Here is a 19,760-nt window from a genome sequence, read left to right on the forward strand (position 1 = left end):
GAACCCCCGGACGCGCGCCATACGAGAGACAGGGGTGGGGGTCTGCGGCGGGCGGGTCAGTGGCCGGCGTCCTCCCAGGTGCGGCCGATGCCGACGGAGACCTCCAGCGGGACGCGGAGGCTGTAGGCGGAGTTCATCTGGTCGGTCACCACCTGGCGCAGCGTCTCCAGCTCGCTCGGCGCGACCTCGAAGACCAGCTCGTCGTGCACCTGCAGCAGCATGCGCGACCGCAGCCCCTCCTCGCGCAGCGCCTGGTGCACGTTGAGCATCGCGACCTTGATGATGTCGGCCGCCGACCCCTGGATCGGGGCGTTGAGCGCCATGCGTTCGGCCATCTCGCGCCGCTGCCGGTTATCGCTGGTCAGGTCGGGCAGGTAGCGGCGGCGTCCCATGATCGTCTCGGTGTAGCCGTCCTTGCGGGCCTGGGTGACGATCTCGTGGAGGAAGTCGCGCACGCCGCCGAACTCCTCGAAGTACTCCTCCTTGAGCGCCCGCGCCTCGGCCACGGGGATGTTGAGCTGCCCCGACAGGCCGAAGTCGGACAGCCCGTAGGCCAGGCCGTAGTTCATCGCCTTGATGCGGGCGCGCAGCTCGCCGTCGACCTGCTCGGGCGGCAGGTCGAAGACGCGCGCGGCGGTGGCCTGGTGGAAGTCGTGGCCCGACTCGAAGGCGGCGATCAGCGCCTCGTCGCCCGACAGGTGGGCCATGATGCGCAGCTCGATCTGGCTGTAGTCGGCGGTGAGGAGCGTCTCGTAGCCCTCGCCCACGACGAAGCCCTGCCTGATGCGGCGGCCCTCGGCGGTGCGGATCGGGATGTTCTGCAGGTTGGGCTTCTCGCTCGACAGGCGCCCCGTGGCCGCGACGATCTGGTTGAAGGTCGTGTGGATGCGCCCGTCGTCGGTGATCTCCTTGATCAGGCCCTCGACCGTGGTGCGCAGCTTCTGCTGGTCGCGGTGGCGCAGCATGATGATCGGCAGCTCGTGGTCGGTCTGGGTGGCGAGCCAGGTGAGCGCGTCGGCGTCGGTGGTGTAGCCGGTCTTGGTCTTCTTCGTCTTGGGCAGGTTGAGCCTGACGAAGAAGATCTCCTGCAGCTGCTTGGGCGAACCAAGGTTGAACGGCTCGCCGACCACGCGGTGCGCCTCCTCGACGGCCTGCTTGACCGCCGCGCCGAACTCCGCCTCGAGCCCCGCGAGGTACTGGCGGTCGGCGCCGATGCCGGCCCGCTCCATCTGGGCCAGGACGGTCAGCAGCGGCAGCTCGACCTCCTCGAGCAGTTGGGTGCCGCCGCGCCCCGCGAGGAACGTCTCCAGCGACTGGGCCAGCTCGCGCACCGCGTGGGCGCGCAGCGCGAGGTCCTTGGCGGGCGCGTCGTCGTCGTCGCCGAACAGCGCGGCCTGCCCGCCCGACTCCTCCTCGACCTTGAGGTCGCGGTTGAGGTAGCGGCGGGCCAGGTCCTCCAGGGCGAAGGTGCGCTGCCCCGGCATCGCCAGGTAGGCGGCGAGCGCCGTGTCGCACGTGAGACCCCTGAGCTCCATCCCCTGGGCCCACAGAGCCAGCATGGGGCCCTTGGCGTCGTGGACGGCCTTAGGCCTCGCCGGATCGCCCAGCCACGCTCTGAGGGCCGTTTCGTCCGCTTCTGTGAGCCTTGTGGGATCGATGTGGGCGGCGGTGCCGTCGGGCGAGGCGATCGCGATGCCGTCGATGCGGCCGGTGCCGCTGCCGTACGCGCCCTTGAAGGCCAGCCCTGCGCGGCCCTCGGGCAGCGCCGACAGCCACCCCGTGACCCTGTCGGGGCCGAGGATCACGGTCTCGACCTCGAAGCCCTGCTCGGGCTCCGCCTCGCCGGTGCCGAGCACCTTGAAGACGCGCTCGCGCAGCTCGCCGCGGATCTGGAGGGTGTCGAAGAGCTTGTTGATCTCCTCGCGGTCCCACGCGCCCTGCTGCAGGTCGGTCAGGTCGACGTCGAGCGGGACGTCGCGCATCAGCTCGGTGAGGCGGCGGTTCATGAGCACCTGGGCGACGTGCTCGCGCAGCTTGTCGCCGACCTTGCCCTTGACCTCGTCGACCCTGTCGACCAGCGCCGTCAGCGAGCCGAACTCGCGCACCCACTTGGCCGCGGTCTTCTCCCCCACGCCGGGGATGCTCAGCAGGTTGTCGCTGGGGTCGCCGCGCAGCGCGGCGAAGTCGGGGTACTGCTGCGGGGTCAGGTCGTACTTCTCGACGACCGCCTCGGGCGTGAACCTGGTCATGTCGCTGATGCCGCGCCTGGTCATCAGCACCGTGATCTCGGAGCTGACCAGCTGCAGCGCGTCGCGGTCGCCGGTGACGATCAGCACGTTCATGCCCTCGGCGGCGGCGCGGGTGGCCAGCGTCGCGATCAGGTCGTCGGCCTCGTAGCCGGGCAGGGACAGGTGCGGGATGCGCATGGTGTCGAGCAGCTCGTAGATCAGCTGCATCTGCCCGCGGAAGTCTTCGGGGGTCTCGCTGCGGTTGGCCTTGTACTCGGTGTACTCGACATGCCTGAAGGTCGGCTCGGACCTGTCGAAGCAGACTGCCACGTTGGTCGGCTGCTCGTCACGCAGGATGTTGGTCAACATCGAGGTGAACCCGTAGACCGCCTCGGTGTGCTGACCGTCGCTGGTCATCAGGTTGGCGTCCTTCAGGGCGTAGAACGCGCGATAGGCAAGGGAATGCCCATCCAGGAGCAGCAGGCACGGACGGGCGGGGGTCGCTTCACTCTTCGGCACAACCGCAGCCTAGTCTCCAGGTGCGACAGAATGCCTGGGCACTAGGTACAGGAGGCTTCCCCTTGACGTTCGACATCGCCGTCATCGAAGAGATGAACAAGGGCACGCTGGGCGAGCGCGTGGGCATCGAGTTCGTCGAGGTCTCCGCCGAGCGGGTGGTGGCCAGGATGCCGGTGAAGGGCAACACCCAGCCGTACGGCCTGCTGCACGGGGGCGCCTCGGTGGTGCTGGCCGAGTCGCTCGGCTCCATCGGCGCGGCCATCCACGCGGGAGAGGGCAGGATCGCGGTCGGCATCGAGATCAACGCCACCCACCACCGCTCGGCCTCCGAGGGCTACGTCACGGGCGTGGCGACCAGGCTGCACGGCGGCAGGTCGCTGGCCAGCTACGAGGTGGAGATCACCGACGAGCAGGGCCGCAGGGTCTGCACCTCCCGCATCACCTGCATGCTGCGAGACGCCTGAGTGACACGCGCGACTTGGGCGCTCTCTTTGCGCGGGGACCCCGCGGGTCGCTACCGTTGAGCCCATCAGAGCCCGCGGGGAGGCCCAGTAGATAACGTGTAGGGCCGGGGAAGCCCTACACGGCCCCAAAAGCCTCCCCCGGGTTCGTCTCGTCTCAGAGCACCTTCGACAGGAAGAGCTTCGTCCGCTCGTGCTGCGGATTGGTCAGCACCTCGCGAGGCGATCCCTTCTCCACGACGATGCCGTCGTCCATGAACACCAGCGAGTCGCCGACCTCACGGGCGAACCCCATCTCGTGGGTCACCACGATCATGGTCATCCCCTCGCGGGCCAGGTCGCGCATGACGTCCAGCACCTCGCCGACCAGCTCGGGGTCGAGCGCCGAGGTCGGCTCGTCGAAGAGCATCAGCTTGGGCTGCATGGCCAGCGCCCGCGCGATCGCGACGCGCTGCTGCTGTCCTCCGGACAGCTGGGCGGGGTAGCTGCGCATCTTCGCCGCCAGCCCCACGCGCTCCATCAGCTCCTCGGCCCTTGCCCGTACGGCGGAGGCGGGCTCGCCCTTGACGCGCTGGGGCGCCTCCATGACGTTCTCCAGCGCCGTCATGTGCGGGAAGAGGTTGAAGCGCTGGAACACCATGCCGATGTCCTTGCGCTGCGCGGCGACCTCCCGCTCCTTGAGCTCGTGGAGCTTGCCGCCGTGCTCGCGGTAGCCGATCAGCCTGCCGTCGACGTACAGCCGGCCGGCGTTGACCTTCTCCAGGTGGTTGATGCAGCGCAGGAAGGTCGACTTGCCCGATCCAGAGGGGCCGATGACGCACATCACCTCGCCGTTGAGCACCTCGAGGTCGATGCCCTTGAGCACCTGGACGTGACCGAAGTCCTTGCAGACCTGCTCGGCCCTGACCATCACGTCGCTCATGCCGTACCGCCTATGAATCTGACGCGGCCGCCGCCTGGATGCGACCCCTTGGCGTAGTAGCGCTCGATGTAGAACTGTCCGATCATCATGATCGACGACAGGATCAGGTACCAGATGCACGCCATGATCAGCATCGGGATGACCTGGTAGGTCGAGGCGTAGATCGTCTGTGCGGTGAAGGTCAGCTCCAGGTACGGGATGGCCACCACCAGCGAGGTGTTCTTCAGCATCGAGATGGCCTCGTTGCCCGTCGGCGGGACGATGACGCGCATCGCCTGCGGCAGCACGATCCTGCGCATCGTGTGCATGCGCGTCATGCCGAGCGCCTGTGCCGCCTCCTGCTGTCCCGGGTCGACCGACAGGATGCCCGCTCTGATGATCTCGGCCATGTAGGCCGCCTCGTTGAGGATCAGGCCGAGCGCGGCCATCACCGCCGCGCTGTAGAGCGCGTTGGTCGGCCAGGTGACGAACTCGGGGCCGAACGGGATGCCGATCCCGACCTGCGGGAACAGCGCCCCGATGTTGCCCCAGATGAGCAGCTGCGTGTAGAGCGGCGTGCCCCTGAACACCCACAGGTACAGCCACGACGCCCCGCGCATGAGCGGGTTGGGCGAGAGGCGCATGAGCGCGAGCACGATGCCGAGGCTCACGCCGCCGATCATCGCGGCGATCGTCAGCCAGATCGTGTTGCGGACGCCGTTCAGCACGGGCGGTGAGAGGAAGTACTTCCACTGCTCGGCCCAGTTGTAGTTGGCGTTGGTGACGATGTTGCTCACCAGCATCGCGGCGAGCACCACGATGACCGCGGCGGCCACCCATCTGCCCGGATGCCGGACGGGCACGGCCCTGATCGTCTCGGGCCGCACCCTCTCCGTGTCGGTCATGAGCTATCCCTGCGCGCCGTTGATCACCGGGTCGGTGACGGCACCGTCGGCGACGCCCCACTTGTCGAGGATCGACTTGTAGGTGCCGTCGGCGATGACCTCCTTGACAGCGGCCAGCCAGGCGTCCTTGAAGGTGCCGGAGTTCTTGCCGATCGCGTAGCCGTACGGCGCGGTGTCGTAGGCCTGGCCGATGATCTCCAGCTTGTCGCCGGTCTGCTTCACCGCGTAGCCGACGATGGGCGAGTCGGCGAGCATGCCGTCGATCTTGCCGGACACCAGGTCGGCGTTGACCTCGGTCTGCTGCTTGCGCACGACCTGGTCGATGGCGGGCTTGCCGGCCTTGACGCACGCGTCGCTCTTGGCCTTGATGTCGTCCACCTGGACGGTGCCCTGCTGGACGCCGATCTTCTTGCCGCAGGCGTCCTCGGGGTTGACCCCCTTCGGGTTGCCCTTCAGGGCGGCCCACGCGGTGCCGGCGGAGTAGTAGGTGACGAAGTCGACGACCTTCTCGCGCTCCTTGTTGTCGGTGAAGGAGGAGGCGCCGAGCTCGTACTTGCCGGACTGCAGGCCCGGGATGATCGTGTCGAAGCCCGCGTTCTGGAACTCGGCGGTCAGGCCGAGCTTGCCCGCGATGGCCTCCACCAGCTCGACGTCCCAGCCCACGATCTTCTGCGAGGCGGGGTCGACCGACTCGTTCGGCGGGTAGGAGGCGTCTACGCCCACGATGAGCTTGCCGTCGGACTTGATCGCGTCGGGCACCATCGCCGCGAGCGTGTTCTGCGCGCTGGGGGCGGCCGAGGTGGCTCCGGTGGCAGCGGGCGTGGCGCCGGTCTCGCCGCCACCGCCGCCGCAGGCCGTGAGCGCCAGCGCGCCCGCGACGACGAACGAGCCAGCCGCCAGCGCGCGGCGGGAAACAGTAGCCATACTCACAACGGTCCCCTTCGGTTCCGGGTCTTGTCGCAGAGATGCTCCCGCAAGCTTGTCACCAGGCAGATCACCGCTCAGACACAATCGGACAACTTCCTACAAGCGTATGTCTTTCGCCATAGGCCGAATATCATGTCAACATCACTTATGGGCGAAACCTGTCACAGGTTCCCCACCCACTCGTACGGTTGCCACGTGCGCCGACCCCTTCTCATCGCCTGCGTCGTGGCAGCCCTGGCGTCCTGCAGCCCGGAACCGGCGAAGCCGCAGGCGAAACCCACCTACGACCTGCCCGCCCGGCAGGTCCGCGCCAACGAGACCCCGATCCACGCCGCCCCCGTCAACGACGGCGACGCGCGCTTCCAGGTGATCGGCCTGCAGGCCGGTCAGGCCAGCCTCTCAGGCAGCCATGCCGAATGGCCCGCCAAGGGACAGTTCGTCACTGTCCGTGTCGTGGTGGAAAATCCGGGAAGATCCACATCCAGGTTCGACGCGCGCAAGCAGCGCCTGATCACGGCGGACGGCCGCGCCTTCCCCATCAACGACCCGGCGCAGATCACCAAGCGCCAGCCCCTGGAGATTTCCGTGGGCTCGGGTGTGCGCATCGAGCTCGACCTCTGGTTCGACATCCCCAAGGATGCCACACCCGCCGCCGTCAAGCTGTACGGCGACCCGCCCATCGGCTACCCCAGCACCGAAGGCGTGCAGGTCCCGTTGAAGTAGGGGCTGGAAACAAGAGGGGCGGGGCCCGTGAAGGCGCCCCGCCCGTTCCCCGCGTTCCTAGTGCTGGCCGTTAGGGCTGGGCTCGCCCAGGTCGCCGCCCAGGTAGGCGGCGCGCACGGCCGGGTCGTCGAGCAGCGCGCTGGCGTCGGCGCTCTTGACGATGGACCCGGTCTCCAGCACGTACGCCCGGTGCGCCAGCTGCAGCGCCTGCTGGGCGTTCTGCTCCACCAGCAGGACCGTCGTGCCCCTGCGGTTGATCTCCTCGATGATCTCGAAGATCTGCTTGACCAGCAGCGGAGCCAGACCCATCGACGGCTCGTCGAGCAGCAGCACCTTGGGCTTGGCCATCAGCGCCCTGCCGATGGCCAGCATCTGCTGCTCGCCGCCCGACATGGTGCCGGCGAACTGGGTGCGCCGCTCGGCGAGCCGCGGGAACAGCTCGTAGGCCTGGGTCAGCTCGGCGCTGACGTCGCCGCTGCGCGCGTAGGCGCCCATCAGCAGGTTGTCGTGCACCGTCATGCCGGGGAAGATGCCACGGCCTTCGGGGGCCTGACCGAGCCCCGCCTCGACGCGCTTGTGCCCGGGCATCTTGCTGATGTCCTTGCCGTCGAAGATCACCGATCCCGACGTCAGCGGGCGCAGGCCCGAGATGGTCTTCAGCGTCGTCGTCTTGCCCGCGCCGTTGGCGCCGATCAGCGTGACGATCTCACCCTCGTTGACCTCGACCGAGATGCCCTTGATGGCCTCGATCTTGCCGTAGTGGACGTGGATGTCCTTGACCTCAAGAAGCATCTGCGGGTGCCCCCAAGTACGCCTCGATGACCCGCGGGTCGTTCCGCACCTCGTCGGGCAGCCCGTCCGCGATCTTCTGGCCGAAGTCGAGGACGGCGATACGGTCGCTGATGCCCATGACGAGGCTCATGTCGTGCTCGATCAGCAGGATGGTGCGTCCCGCGTCTCTGATCTTCCTGATGAGCTGCTGCAGCGCTTCCTTCTCCGCCGGGTTCATGCCCGCGGCGGGCTCGTCGAGCAGCAGCAGCTTGGGGTTGGTCGCCAGGGCCCTGGCAATCTCCAGACGGCGCTGGTCGCCGTACGGCAGGTTCTTGGCGTAGTCGCCGGCCCTGTGCGAGACCCCGCAGAACTCCAGCAGCTCGAGCGCCAGGGCCTTGCCCTCGCGCTCGGCCTTGCGGTGCCAGGGCAGGCCGAGCGCGACGCTCACCATGCCGGCCCTGTGGTGCACGTCAGCGCCGACCATCACGTTCTCCAGCGCCGACATGTTGTGGAACAGCCGGATGTTCTGGAAGGTGCGGGCGATGCCCCTCTTGGTGATCTTGAAGCGCTTGAGGCCGCTGATCCGCTCGTTCTGGAAGCGCACCTCGCCCTCGGTGGGCTGGTAGACGCCGGTGACCACGTTGAACACCGTGGTCTTGCCCGCGCCGTTCGGGCCGATGAGCGCGAAGATCTCGCCCTCGTTCACCGTCAGGTCGACCCCGCGCAGCGCCTTCACGCCACCGAAGCGCATGGTCAGCGTGCGGAGCTCGAGCAGGGCCTTCTTCTCGTCGGTCATTTGTCAGCCCCCTCGATGACGTCGGCCTTCGTCTCCGGGCCGGGGACATCGGCTCCCAGAGTGCCCATGCCTCCCGTGCCCCCCTTCAGTTCAGCCTTTCGCTGTCTGGAAGGCAACAGCCCCTCGGGCTTGAAGATCATCAGGGCGACCAGGACCGCGCCGAAGATCAGCATGCGGTACTCCTGCAGGCCGCGGAAGCGCTCAGGCAGCCACGCGACGATGAAGGCGCCCAGCATGACACCCGGCAGGTTGCCCGCGCCGCCCATGACCACCGCGGCCAGGATCGTCGCCGACAGCAGGAACAGGAAGTCGTTCGGGTTGATCGAGATGACCTTCGCCGCCCAGACCACGCCCATCGCGCCGCCGATGGAGGCGCCGATGGCGAAGGCGAGCATCTTGAACCTGAACGTCGGCACGCCCATGACCTCGGCGGCGTCCTCGTCCTCGCGGATGGCGGCCCAGGCCCGGCCGACACGGCTCTTCTCCCAGCGCTTGACCAGGATGATCACGATGACCGCGAGCGCGACCAGCATGTAGTAGTACGGCCTCGGGTCCAGCACGCCGTACTTGAAGACCTGGATGCCGAACAGCTCGAAGCCCTCGATGCTCGGCGGGTGCGGGATGCCGCGGATGCCGTTCGGGCCACCGATCTCGTCGGTGTTGCGGGCGGTGATGCGGATGATCTCACCGAAGCCGAGCGTGACGATCGCCAGATAGTCGCCGCGCAGTCGCAGCGTCGGCGCGCCCAGGACCACGCCAGACAGGGCGCAGATCAGGATGCCGACGACCAGGATCTCCCAGAAGTTCCATCCGAGCCTGGTGCCCAGCAGGCCCATCGCGTAGCCGCCGACGGCGTAGAACGCGACGAAGCCGAGGTCGAGCAGGCCGGCTTGGCCGACCACCACGTTCAGTCCGATCGCCAGCACCACGAAGGTGCCGATCGGGAAGAACAGCACGCTCGCCCAGTCGGAGTACGGCGACATGATCGGCGCCAGCGACTCGGAGGGCAGCAGGAGGGCGCCGATGATGAGCAGGATGTAGACCGCCCAGCGCTGCCAACCCGGAGCCGCGGCCCATCTGTCGCGCACCCCGTCGCTGAAGTGGCTCCAACTCGAACGGAAACGGGACAGTGCATTCATCTGGTTCATGCGCGCGCCTGCTGAAGTGATTCACCGAGAAGACCGGTGGGCCGGAACATCAGGACCAAGACGAGGACCGTGAACGAAATCACGTGTTTCCAGTCGGAGCCGAAGATGATGGCGCCGTAGTTCTCCGCAAGGCCCAGCGCGATTCCACCGACCAGGGCTCCGCGAAGGTTTCCGATACCGCCCAGAACCGCCGCCGTGAATGCTTTGATGCCGAACAGGAAACCGATGTAGTAGTTGGTGTTCTCATAGGCGAGCAGATACAGCGCGCCGGCCACACCGGCCATCGCGCCGCCGATCAGGAACGTCATCTGAACGATCCTGTTGATGTCGACACCCATGAGAACGGCTGCTTCGGGGTTCTGCGCGGTCGCCCTGATGCCACGGCCGATCTTCGTCCTGTTGACCAGCCGCTCCAGCATGATCATCATGCCGATCGCCGCGACCACCACGAAGACCTGGTGGGTCATCACGGGGTGGCCGAAGATGGAGAACAGCTCCTGACGCTCCGCGATGCGCGGCAGGCCCATCTGGATGCGGCCGCGCTCAGGCCGGTCGAAGACCGCAGGGATGACCAGGAGCGCGAACAGCTCCTGCAGGAAGATCGAGGCGCCGATGGCCGAGATGAGCGCGGCCAGGCGCGATGCGCCTCGCTTGCGCAGCGGCCGGTAGGCGACCCGTTCGAGCGCCACGGCCGTGCCCGCCGAGGCGAGCGCCCCGGCGGCGATCATGGCGAGGATGAGCCCGACGAGGGCGATGCCCGTCAGCGGAGTGTTGATGCCGAACACGAACGGCACGACCATCGCGCCGAACGTGCCGATCATGAACACTTCGGAATGGGCGAAGTTGATCAGACGCAGCACGCCGTAGACCATCGTGTAGCCGAGGGCGATCAGCGCGTAAATGGATCCAAAAGCTAGGCCGTCGATCGTCTGCGGCCAGAACTGAGATACGAAGTCATTGAACACGTGACGATTACCACTTCTAGGCGAGGGTTCTCCTGCACTGCCTGGCAGTGGATGCGCGAAGGGAGCAGGACCGCTAGCGGCGATCCCGCTCCCCGCGCGTCAACTACCCGATCTCACCTGAGACAGGCTGGAGACCGTTACCCGAGCTTGGCCTCGGAGGCCTTCCCGAGCAGGGTGATGTTTCCGCCCTTGATCTGGTACATGTAAATGTCCTTGGCCACGACCTCGCCGTTGGCCTCGAACTTCACCTGCTTGGAGACGCCCGCGAAGTCGACCGTCGAGATGAAGGTGTTGATGTCCTCGGCGGTGACCTTGCCGGCCTTGATCGCCTCGATGAAGACCGTCGCGGCGTCGAAGCCCTCGGTGGCGTAGATCGCCGGGTCGGCGCTGTAGGCGGCCTTGTAGTCGGTGGCGAACTTCTTGACCTTCTCGTCGGTCACGTCAGGCGTGGCGACGTAGCAGGGGCAGCCGACCAGCGCGCCCTCGGCGTTGGCCGCACCGGCGCCCTCGACGAGGCCCTTGTCGAGCGAGCCGTCGCCGCTGAAGAACTTCGCGTCCTTCACGCCCTTGTCCCTCAGCTGCTTGAGCAGCGGGCCGGCCGCCGCGTAGTAGCCGCCGAAGAAGATGGCGTCGGGCTTGCCGGCCGCCACCTTGTTGACCACCGAGGAGAAGTCGCTCTCGGCCGGGTCGAGCGAGTCGTCGGTGACGGTCACGCCCTTGGCCTTCAGCTGCGCGCGGACAGCGTCGGCCAGCGGCTTGCCGTACTCGGACTTGTCGTCGATGACGAAGACGTTCTTGGCCGCGGCCGCACCGGCGATGAAGTCGGCGATGCCGGGACCCTGCACGGCGTCGTTCGGCAGGACGCGGTGCCAGTACTTCCAGCCGTTCTGGGCAAGCGCGGCGTTGGTCGCCGAAGCCGAGACGCTGGGAATCTTGGCCTCTTCGAGCACCGGGGCGACCTGAGCGGACTCACCGGAGAACGCGGGGCCGATCAAGGCGACGATCTTGTCGGTCTTGATGGCCTGCTGGGCCAGACCGACGGCCTTGGTGGCGTCAGCCTGGCTGTCGTACTCCACCATCTCGATCTTGACCTTGGGGTTGGTCGCGTTGTACTGGTCAATGGCCAGCTTCGCGCCGTTCCTGGGCGGGATGACAATGCCGGCGTTCGAACCAGTCAGGTCGCCCATGAAGCCAATCTTGACAGTGGTGGGCGCCGCTTCCCCTCCACCGGTGGTCGCGCCCCCGCCGGGGGTCTCGGACCCACCGCCGCTGCAGGCGGCCAGGCCGAGTGTGAGAGCCATACCAACGGCAAGCGCGCCGCCGAAGCGAGCAATCTTTGGCCGCAAGGCTGCCTTCCTTTCGCCTGATCCTTTGTCAGGACCGGATTCACAGAGTCATGCCCGTGCGGGGATGACCCAGGGGTTGTGACGGTTAGTACAGCCAGGAGATGTCACGGGTTGGTACAGCGAACAGCGTCGTTATCGCTTCGTTATTACACCGATCCTTTACGGCTACCGCAGCGGTTTGAAGGGTCAAAAAACGACAAAGGAACGTTCCAGAGTACGAAACGAACCCTTGACGCTTCCGCACAACGGACCCCATGACGGAGTGAAACCCCGGAAATGCCCCCTGCGGTCGCGTGTCCCGAAAGATCAGGCGTGCTTCGCCGCGTCGTCCACGACGATCTGCGCGACCTCCCGCATGCTCAGCCGCCTGTCCATGGACGCCTTCTGGATCCAGCGGAAGGCCTGCGGCTCGCTCCAGCCGTGCTGGGCCATCAGCAGCCCCTTCGCCCGCTCGACCAGCTTCCTCGTCTCGAGCCTGCCCGACAGCGACGACACCTCGGCCGCCAGCGCGACCATCTCCTCGTGCCTGCTGACGGCCATCTCGATCGCGGGCACCAGGTCGGCCTTGGTGAACGGCTTCACCAGGTAGGCCATGGCACCGGCGTCACGCGCCCGCTCGACCAGATCGCGCTGGGAGAAGGCGGTGAGGATGAGGCACGGGGCGATCCTGTCGGCCACGATCCGCTCCGCCGCCGAGATGCCGTCGAGAATGGGCATCTTCACATCAAGGATGACCAGGTCCGGACGGAGCTCGGTGGCCAGCTTGATCGCGTGCTCGCCGTCACCGGCCTCCCCCACGACGACGTAGCCGTCCTCCTGGAGCATCTCCTTGAGGTCGAGGCGGATCAGTGCCTCATCTTCCGCGATCACCACTCGCCGCTGCGTACTCACGAGCAGAAGACTACCGACGTCCGCTAGATTAGATCCACGCTGGCGTCCCCGGGCTGGTCCTGTGCGGCTTGTAGACTTCAGCCCGGATCCGGACACCTCCGAAGATCCGCCCCGATAGACCAATCGGCAGAGTCGATGGACTCAAAATCCATTCAGTGTGGGTTCGAATCCCACTCGGGGCACCACCACCACTGTTCGACCGCGCCGGGCCGCGTGACATGACGGCCGCGTCCTCACGCGCGGGGCGACGGAGGTCAGTCCTCGGCGCGGCCCATGCGCCAGTACCCCATGAAGGCCACCGCGCGACGGTCCATGCCGCGCTCGGCCACCAGGTGCCTGCGCAGGGTCCTGATCACCGCCGCCTCCCCCGCCAGCCACGCGTACAGCGGCGCCACGGACTCCGCCTCCTCCGGCACCTCCCACAGCAGGTCGACGTCCACGTCGACGTCCTCGAGCGCCTCCACGGGGGCCTGCGGGGGCAGGAGCCGGTCAGCGGCGGCCTTCACCTCGGGCACCAGCCTGCTGCCGACCCCGCCCCCACCACGGGGGAGCCAGGTGACGGTGACGCCGCTCCCGGTGGCGCACGGCAGCACGTCGCCCTGTGAGGGCACCTCCATCAGCGCCTCGCCCTCGCAGCCGTCCGGCAGGCGCTCCAGGATGGCGGTGATGGCCGGCACCGCGGTCTCGTCGCCGGCCATGAGGAACCTGCGCGCGCCGGTCGGCGGCCTGAACTCCAGCCCTCCGTGCCGCTCGCCGTAGCCGGCGTCAGGGCCGAACAGCGCGATCCGGTCGCCGGGCCGCGCGCTGTTGGCCCAGCGCGCGGCGGGCCCTCCGTCTCCGTGCAGCACGATGTCCACATCGACCTCGCGCAGCTCGGGCCGTACGGCGCGCACGGTGTAGGTGCGCAGGGGGTTGCGCTCCCTGTCGGGCAGCGCCCGCCAGCGGGTGAACCAGTCGGCGCCCCTCGGCATGCCGGAGACGCCGTGCCCCGGGAGCGGCAGGATCAGTTTGATCCGCTGATCGAAGCCGTTGTCGGCGAAGAGATCCAGGTCGTCGCCCGTGAAGGTCAGGCGCAGGAAGGAATCGCTCAACCTGGAGACGTCGCTCACATGGACGTCGAACACACGAAATGGCTCGATCATTACCGCTCCTTATTAGGTTAGGCTAACCTACATGGAGCTCGCAGATCACGGTAGCCCGGTGGCGGGGTCCACGGTGACCTGGAAGACGCCGCCGTCGCCGCCTCCCCCGTAGGTCAGGCCTGAGATCGCGACCTTGCCCGACGGGGCCGTCGCGGCGTAGAGGTTCGGCTCAGCGAACGGGTCGACGCCGTCGTCTCGCGCGCTGCCGAGCTGGGCGGCGGCCCGCTGCCTGCCCCTGCCGTCCAGCCGTACGGTCAGGATGTCGGCGCCGCCCGCGACCACGCCCACGCGGCCTCTGGTGTAGCCGACGATCTCCACCTCGCCGCCCGCCAGCGGCGCGACGGCCGCGCCCTCGTCCGCGGTGGGGGTGGCGACCGTGGCGCTCCAGCTGCGCCTGCCCGTGGCGGTGTAGGCCTGCGCCAGCAGGTCGCCCCCGCTCACGCCGGTGACGACCGCGAGGCCGGCCGTGGTGACGGCGACGCCGTTGAGCCGGTCCTCGCCGGGCCCGCCGACCGCCGAGGTCCACTGGAGCGTGCCGTCGGGGGCGTAGCCGGCCGCCCAGCCGTCCAGTCCGCCGAGCGGGGCCGCGCCCTCGAATCCCGCGGTGGTGCTGCCGACGGCGTGGACGCCCGAAGGGCCCGCCGCCACGCCGTACGCCTTGTCCTCGCCGCTCCCGCCGAACTGCCGGGTCCAGGCGAGCCGGCCGTCGGGGGCCAGGCGCGCCAGGACGGCGTCCTTGTCGCCGCGGTTCGGCCCCGCGAGGTCGCCCTTGGTGTAGCCCGTGACGTACGCGCCGCCGTCGGGGGCGGCGGCCAGGCCGTACAGGCGGTCGGCCGCGCCCGCGACGCCGAACTGGGTGATCCAGGTGACCTTGCCGCTCGCGTCGAGCCTGGCCACGAAGGCGTCGTCGGTGGCGTTGCCCGCGTGACGCCCGTCGAGGTCGCCCTTGGTGTATCCGGCGGCCAGGACGCCGCCGTCGGGCAGCGCGGCCAGGCCGTACAGGCGCTCGTCCGCGGGAGTGGACAGACGGGCGGACCAGCCCGCGCCCTTCACCACCGCGTCGAGCCTGGCCTGGCCGCTCTCGGCGTAGCCGACGGTGGTCGAGCCGTCGGCGTCCACGGCCACGCCGCCCGCCCAGTCCGCGCCGGCCCCGCCGTACGGCGGGCCTGGCAGCGGCGTCGGCGGCACCACGCTGAGCCCGGCGCCCAGGTCGATCATGGCCTGCTCGAACGCGGGGGCCCACACGCTCCAGTCGTGGCCGCCGTCCATGACGCGCAACTCGGCCGAGAGTCCCGGCACGCGCCGCACGGCGTTGTAGAGCGCGGCGGACTCGAAGTCGAGGTCGTGGCGGGCCTCCGCGGGGTCGGGGTTGGCGTACTCGTCGTCGCCGACGGCGATGAACAGCCTGGTCGGCAGGTCGGGATCCACCGTGCCGAGCAGGGCGGGGTAGTTCAGCTCGGTGTAGACCTTCTCGGAGAAGGCCGTGTCGCCGTCGCCGAAGGCGCCGTACTCACGGGTGGAGGAGTCGGCGGGCGGCAGCGGCGTGTAGACGGCGGGGCTGAGCACGATCGCCCCGGCGAACAGGTCCTGGTGGGCGAGGGCGTAGCGCAGCGCGCCCGCTCCGCCCATCGAGTAGCCGCCGACCAGGCGGGCGTTGCGCAGCGGAGCGGTGCGGTACGTGGCATCGACGTGCCGGACCAGGTCGCGGGTGAAGGCGGTCTCGACGGGCTTGCCGCCGGTGTGGCGGGAGTCGACGTACCAGTTGCCCCGTTCACTCCACGGGGCGTCCGGCATGACCGCGATGAGCGGCGGGATCCGCTTGGCCGCGATCAGGTCGTCCAGTGAGCTCTTGACCCTTGTCCAGGCCTCCTTGGTGTCGCCGCGGCCGTGCAGGAGGTAGAGCACGGGGTAGCGGCCCTTGCCTTCGGCGTAGCCGCCCGGCAGGTACAGGTTGTAGGCGACGGGCTCGCCGAGCGCCGGCGAGGGTGCCGTGGCCGCGGTGATCGTGCCCGGTCGCGCCCTGTCCTGGACGGCCTGCCCCGGCAGGGCTGTGGTCGCGGCGATGACGAGGGCGGCGAGCGCCCCGATCCAGCCCCATCGGACCATCGAGACACTCCTCTGTAAACGTTTACCGTATATACCAGGTGTTTCGGATGAGTTTCATGGTGCTGGATGGCCCCTGCCCGAGTCGAGACCCTTTCGGGAGATTGGACGCGACCGGCATGGGGATGTCCCTGCGAACGAGATCTTTGGAGGGTGTGGGATGGCGCTGTCGACCGCCGAGCGTGAGGCGTTCCTGGCCGAGGGGCGCATCGGCGCGCTGGCCGTGCAGGAGGAGGCGGGCAGGGGGCCGCTGGTCGTGCCCGTCTGGTACGACTACTCGCCGGGTGGCGAGGTGTCGTTCCTGACCGGCGCGGACTCGCGCAAGGCCAGGGCCGTCGCGAAGGCGGGCCGCTTCTCGATGCTCGCCGAGCGCACCCACCCCACCTACCGCTACGTCTCGGTCGAAGGCCCCGTCAGCTCCTCCAACCCCACCACCGAGGACGAACTCATCAGGATCGCCTCCAGGTACCTGTCCGAGGAGTCCGCCGCGGACTACCTGGCCCGCTCGGACCTCGACGCGCTCGTGACCTTCCACATGCGTCCCGAGCACTGGCTCTCCTCCGATCTGGGCGCCTTCTGAGCCTCCGGTATTTTTGGCGTGTGACTGCTATCGATCCCACCAGCACCGGCGCCCACGGCGTCGGCCTCGCCACCATCGCCGCCGACGGCACGGTCCTCGACACCTGGTTCCCCTCCCCCGAACTCGGCGACCCACCCTCCGTGGGCACGCGTCGCCTGTCCGCCGAGGAGGCCGGTGACCTGGCCGCGCTGATCGGCAGGGACGAGGCCAGGGGGGTCGAGGTCGTCGCCGTCCACACCGGCATCGCCAAGCTGTCGGAGGCGCCCTCCGACGCCCACGACGCCTACCTGCGCCTGCACCTGCTCTCGGCCCGCCTGGTCAGGCCCCACGGCCTGAGCCTCGACGGCCTGTTCGGCAAGCTCGCCAACGTCGTCTGGACCAACCACGGCCCCTGCGCGGTGGAGGGCTTCGAACAGACGAGGGTACGGCTGCGCGCCAGGGGCCCCGTCACCGTCTACGGCGTGGACAAGTTCCCCCGCATGGTCGACTACGTGGTGCCCTCAGGCGTGCGCGTCGCCGACGCCGACAGGGTACGGCTCGGCGCCCACCTGGCCGGCGGCACCACCGTCATGCACGAGGGCTTCGTCAACTTCAACGCCGGGACCCTCGGCGCCTCCATGGTGGAGGGCCGCATCTCGGCCGGCGTCGTCGTGGGCGACGGCTCGGACGTCGGCGGCGGCGCCTCGATCATGGGCACCCTGTCGGGCGGCGGCAAGGAGGTCATCTCGATCGGTGAGCGCTGCTTGCTGGGCGCGAACGCGGGGATCGGCATCTCCCTCGGCGACGACTGCGTGGTCGAGGCGGGCCTGTACGTGACGGCGGGGACCAAGGTGGCGCTCCCCGACGGGCGGGTGGTGAAGGGGAAGGAGCTGTCCGGCTCGAACGGGCTGCTGCTGCGCCGCAACTCGCAGACGGGAGCGGTGGAGGCGGTGCCGCGCACGGGAACGGGCATCGAACTGAACGCGGACCTGCACGCCAACTGACCTACTGCCGCGCCGACCGGCCGTCCCGGTCGGCGCGTCCGGTCGGCCGGGTTCCGTAGAACGGGCGTCGACCGGTCAGGGCCGGTCGACGGGTCAGTCGAACAGCTCGTCGACGGTGGTGACCTCGAAGGCCCTGTCGAACCACACATCGGCCAGCTCGGGGTCGCGGCAGGCGAGAATCCGCTCCCGCGCCTCCTCCGAGACAGTGATCTCACGCCGGGAAAGAATCTTCAGGACAGCACGCGCCTCGCCGATGGCCTCGCCGACCTTTCGTCCCTCGGCCTGATGCATGCGAGCGAAGTCGGTCCGGTACTCGTAGGTTCCCACGGCCACTAGTGTCTCCAGATGCTTGCGGGCGGCCTCCGGCAGTGCCGCTTGCACATAGTCAGAATATATGCGAGCTCTGTGATCATCGAGATTGCACAGCGACGCGAACAGCGCCGCCAGGACGTCACGCCCGCTCGGCCCCGCCCCATGGGCCAGGGCAGACAGGACCGCCAGTTCGGGCATGGCTATCGCATCAGCCGGTTTGGTGATCACAGGCATCAGCTCTGGCCCCACCGCCAGCGGGGTCACCCGCGAACCCGGCCCCAGGTCGATCGGTTCGGCCGCCCACTGCGCGATCTTGTCGGACGGCGCGAGGACCAGCACAACGACTTCGCGGCCGTATCGCGCCCACGTCGTCGCGGCGTATACAGGCCAGCTGCCCATGGCCACCGGTGAAGGGCATCCAAGGTGTCGCAGCGAGAGTCGCCCACCCCGATGGCTGACCGGCCGGGGAGCGAGGGGCCGGCAGGCCCCTCGCCGGGGTTTCAGGGGCCTGGCCATGAAGCGACACAGGCCGAGCCGTAGGCGAGGGCCATGCCTTTGGGGCTTGATTCCGGCGAAGGCCCTGCCCCGATGCTCGCTAGCTGGCGTGGGAGACCGCTGATCCGATCGTGTGGACGCGTAGCGCGTTGGTCGAGCCGGGCGTTCCGGGAGGGGACCCGGCCACGATGACGACCTTGTCGCCCTTCTCCAGACGTCCCAGCGACAGCAGCGACGCCTCCACCTGACGCACCATGTCGTCGGTGTGGTGGACGAAGGGGACATGGAAGGTCTCCACGCCCCAGGTCAGCGACAGCTGGCCCCGCACGTGCGGCGCGGAGGTGAACGCCAGCAGCGGGATCGGCGAGCGGTAGCGGGCCAGCCGGCGCGCGGTCTCGCCCGACATCGTGAAGGCGACCAGCGCCTTGGCGCCCACGATCGCGCCGACCTCTGCCGCCGCGCGCGCGATGGCGCCGCCGGTGGTCTCCGGCAGGCGCTCGAGGCTGTGCGTGGCGCGCAGGGAGGCCTTCTCGGCGGCGCAGGCGATGCGGTCCATCGTGGCGACGGACTCGATGGGGAAGTTGCCGACCGACGTCTCGCCGGACAGCATGACCGCGTCGGCGCCGTCCATGACGGCGTAGGCGACGTCGGAGGCCTCGGCGCGGGTGGGGCGCGGGGCGTTCATCATGGAGTCGAGCATCTGCGTGGCGACGATGACGGGGCGCGCCTTCTCGCGGCACAGCTCGATGATGCGCCGCTGGACGATCGGCACGTCCTCCAGGGGCAGTTCGACGCCCAGGTCACCGCGGGCGACCATGATGCCGTCGAAGGCCTCGACGATCTCGGGCAGCCGCTCCACGGCCTGGGGCTTCTCGATCTTGGCCAGCAGCGGGAGCCGTACGGCCTCCTGCTCCATGATGTTGCGGACCACGTCGGCGTCGGAGGGACGGCGCACGAACGACAGGGCGATCATGTCGAAGCCCGCGCGCAGCGCCCAGCGCAGGTCGGTCTCGTCCTTGTCGGTCAGGGCGGGGGCGCTGACGTTGACGCCGGGCAGGTTGAGGCCCTTGTTGTCGGAGATCATGCCGCCGATGACGACGCGGGTGGCGACGCGCTGACCGTCGACGCGGGTGACCTCGAGGACCACGCGGCCGTCGTCGACCAGGATGGTGTCGCCGGGCTTGACGTCGCCGGGCAGGCCCTTGTAGGTCGTGGAGACCTGCTCGCGGTCGCCGGGGACGTCCTCGGTGGTGACGGTGAAGACGTCGCCGAAGCCGAGGCGGACCGGGCCCTCCTCGAAGGTGCCGACGCGGATCTTCGGACCCTGCAGGTCGGCGAGCACGCCTACGCCCCTGCCGAGGTCGGCAGCCACCTCCCGCACCCGGCCGAGAACCTCTTTGTGCACCTCGTGGGTGCCGTGGCTGAGGTTGAAGCGGGCTACGTCCATGCCGGCGACGATCAGCTCGCGGAGCCGGTCGGCGGAGGATGTGGCAGGACCGAGAGTACAGACGATTTTCGCGCGACGAGTCACGAGTCCTACCTTAATTGGTACAGACCACTTGGC

At 68.7% G+C, this 19,760-nt stretch carries 18 protein-coding genes and 1 tRNA gene; 5 read left to right on the top strand and 14 right to left on the bottom strand.

The window, feature by feature from the left end; all coding sequences use genetic code 11:
* Positions 1–56: 56 nt before the first annotated feature.
* The gene (polA, locus tag ABFX50_RS14950) at positions 57–2,747 is read right to left on the bottom strand and encodes a DNA polymerase I (RefSeq protein WP_346146813.1); all 2,691 of its coding nucleotides are present in this window, start codon (positions 2,745–2,747) and stop codon (positions 57–59) included.
* Between the two features lie 92 nt (positions 2,748–2,839).
* Between polA and ABFX50_RS14955 the strand changes: the two genes are divergently transcribed.
* Entirely contained in the window at positions 2,840–3,211 is a 372-nt protein-coding gene (locus ABFX50_RS14955) for a PaaI family thioesterase (protein WP_183660585.1), read from the top strand.
* 154 nt (positions 3,212–3,365) lie between these two features.
* On the opposite strand, the gene ABFX50_RS14960 is transcribed toward ABFX50_RS14955, so the two are convergent.
* Genes ABFX50_RS14960 through ABFX50_RS14970 form a run of 3 tightly spaced genes read right to left on the bottom strand, consistent with a single transcriptional unit; the run spans position 3,366 to position 5,938 of the window.
* Positions 3,366–4,130 carry an amino acid ABC transporter ATP-binding protein gene (locus ABFX50_RS14960; RefSeq protein ID WP_346146815.1) on the bottom strand — a complete coding sequence of 255 codons (765 nt, stop codon included), beginning with the start codon at positions 4,128–4,130 and terminating at the stop codon, positions 3,366–3,368.
* A complete protein-coding gene (locus ABFX50_RS14965) occupies positions 4,127–5,014 on the bottom strand; it encodes an amino acid ABC transporter permease (RefSeq protein WP_346146817.1) in 888 nt (295 codons plus the stop codon). The genes ABFX50_RS14960 and ABFX50_RS14965 overlap by 4 nt, the downstream gene beginning before the upstream one ends.
* Positions 5,015–5,017: 3 nt before the next feature.
* Complete coding sequence (locus ABFX50_RS14970; protein ID WP_346146819.1) at positions 5,018–5,938, bottom strand: ABC transporter substrate-binding protein; 921 nt, start codon at positions 5,936–5,938, stop codon at positions 5,018–5,020.
* Positions 5,939–6,166: 228 nt separating this feature from the next.
* On the opposite strand from ABFX50_RS14970, the gene ABFX50_RS14975 reads away from it, so the two are divergent.
* Entirely contained in the window at positions 6,167–6,664 is a 498-nt protein-coding gene (locus ABFX50_RS14975) for a DUF4352 domain-containing protein (RefSeq protein WP_346146821.1), read from the top strand.
* Between the two features lie 57 nt (positions 6,665–6,721).
* On the opposite strand, the gene ABFX50_RS14980 is transcribed toward ABFX50_RS14975, so the two are convergent.
* The 6 genes from ABFX50_RS14980 to ABFX50_RS15005 form a co-directional block, all read right to left on the bottom strand.
* Positions 6,722–7,456, bottom strand: coding sequence for an ABC transporter ATP-binding protein (locus ABFX50_RS14980; protein ID WP_346146822.1), 735 nt, complete (start codon positions 7,454–7,456; stop codon positions 6,722–6,724).
* Positions 7,446–8,231, bottom strand: coding sequence for an ABC transporter ATP-binding protein (locus ABFX50_RS14985; protein WP_346146823.1), 786 nt, complete (start codon positions 8,229–8,231; stop codon positions 7,446–7,448). The genes ABFX50_RS14980 and ABFX50_RS14985 overlap by 11 nt, the downstream gene beginning before the upstream one ends.
* The gene (locus tag ABFX50_RS14990; protein ID WP_346146824.1) at positions 8,228–9,379 is read right to left on the bottom strand and encodes a branched-chain amino acid ABC transporter permease; all 1,152 of its coding nucleotides are present in this window, start codon (positions 9,377–9,379) and stop codon (positions 8,228–8,230) included. The genes ABFX50_RS14985 and ABFX50_RS14990 overlap by 4 nt, the downstream gene beginning before the upstream one ends.
* Complete coding sequence (locus tag ABFX50_RS14995) at positions 9,376–10,344, bottom strand: branched-chain amino acid ABC transporter permease (RefSeq protein ID WP_346146825.1); 969 nt, start codon at positions 10,342–10,344, stop codon at positions 9,376–9,378. Before ABFX50_RS14995 ends, ABFX50_RS14990 begins: the two co-directional genes overlap by 4 nt.
* A 137-nt stretch (positions 10,345–10,481) precedes the next feature.
* Complete coding sequence (locus ABFX50_RS15000) at positions 10,482–11,645, bottom strand: ABC transporter substrate-binding protein (RefSeq protein WP_183659184.1); 1,164 nt, start codon at positions 11,643–11,645, stop codon at positions 10,482–10,484.
* 351 nt (positions 11,646–11,996) lie between these two features.
* Entirely contained in the window at positions 11,997–12,581 is a 585-nt protein-coding gene (locus ABFX50_RS15005) for an ANTAR domain-containing response regulator (protein WP_312895948.1), read from the bottom strand.
* A 108-nt stretch (positions 12,582–12,689) separates the two neighbouring features.
* Here ABFX50_RS15005 and ABFX50_RS15010 point away from each other — a divergent pair.
* Positions 12,690–12,766 (top strand) — tRNA-Leu (locus ABFX50_RS15010).
* Positions 12,767–12,835: 69 nt separating this feature from the next.
* Here the strand turns inward: ABFX50_RS15010 and ABFX50_RS15015 are convergent.
* Together ABFX50_RS15015 and ABFX50_RS15020 are read right to left on the bottom strand one after the other, a co-directional pair.
* Complete coding sequence (locus tag ABFX50_RS15015; RefSeq protein WP_346146827.1) at positions 12,836–13,723, bottom strand: siderophore-interacting protein; 888 nt, start codon at positions 13,721–13,723, stop codon at positions 12,836–12,838.
* Positions 13,724–13,768: 45 nt separating this feature from the next.
* Positions 13,769–15,829 carry an alpha/beta hydrolase-fold protein gene (locus ABFX50_RS15020; protein ID WP_346146829.1) on the bottom strand — a complete coding sequence of 687 codons (2,061 nt, stop codon included), beginning with the start codon at positions 15,827–15,829 and terminating at the stop codon, positions 13,769–13,771.
* Positions 15,830–15,986: 157 nt separating this feature from the next.
* Here ABFX50_RS15020 and ABFX50_RS15025 point away from each other — a divergent pair, with 157 nt between their 5' ends.
* Positions 15,987–16,406 (top strand): pyridoxamine 5'-phosphate oxidase family protein, encoded by a 420-nt coding sequence (locus ABFX50_RS15025; RefSeq protein ID WP_183659178.1) that lies wholly within the window; start codon positions 15,987–15,989, stop codon positions 16,404–16,406.
* A 20-nt stretch (positions 16,407–16,426) separates the two neighbouring features.
* Positions 16,427–17,389: a 2,3,4,5-tetrahydropyridine-2,6-dicarboxylate N-succinyltransferase gene (gene dapD / locus ABFX50_RS15030; protein WP_346146831.1), complete on the top strand. Its 963-nt coding sequence runs from the start codon at positions 16,427–16,429 to the stop codon at positions 17,387–17,389.
* Between the two features lie 93 nt (positions 17,390–17,482).
* On the opposite strand, the gene ABFX50_RS15035 is transcribed toward dapD, so the two are convergent.
* Positions 17,483–18,106 carry a hypothetical protein gene (locus ABFX50_RS15035; protein ID WP_346146833.1) on the bottom strand — a complete coding sequence of 208 codons (624 nt, stop codon included), beginning with the start codon at positions 18,104–18,106 and terminating at the stop codon, positions 17,483–17,485.
* 190 nt (positions 18,107–18,296) lie between these two features.
* Positions 18,297–19,727, bottom strand: a complete 1,431-nt coding sequence (pyk, locus tag ABFX50_RS15040; protein ID WP_346146835.1) for a pyruvate kinase — start codon at positions 19,725–19,727, stop codon at positions 18,297–18,299.
* Positions 19,728–19,760 lie beyond the last annotated feature (33 nt).

This window comes from Nonomuraea recticatena (assembly GCF_039533245.1).
Taxonomy (GTDB): domain Bacteria; phylum Actinomycetota; class Actinomycetes; order Streptosporangiales; family Streptosporangiaceae; genus Nonomuraea; species Nonomuraea roseola.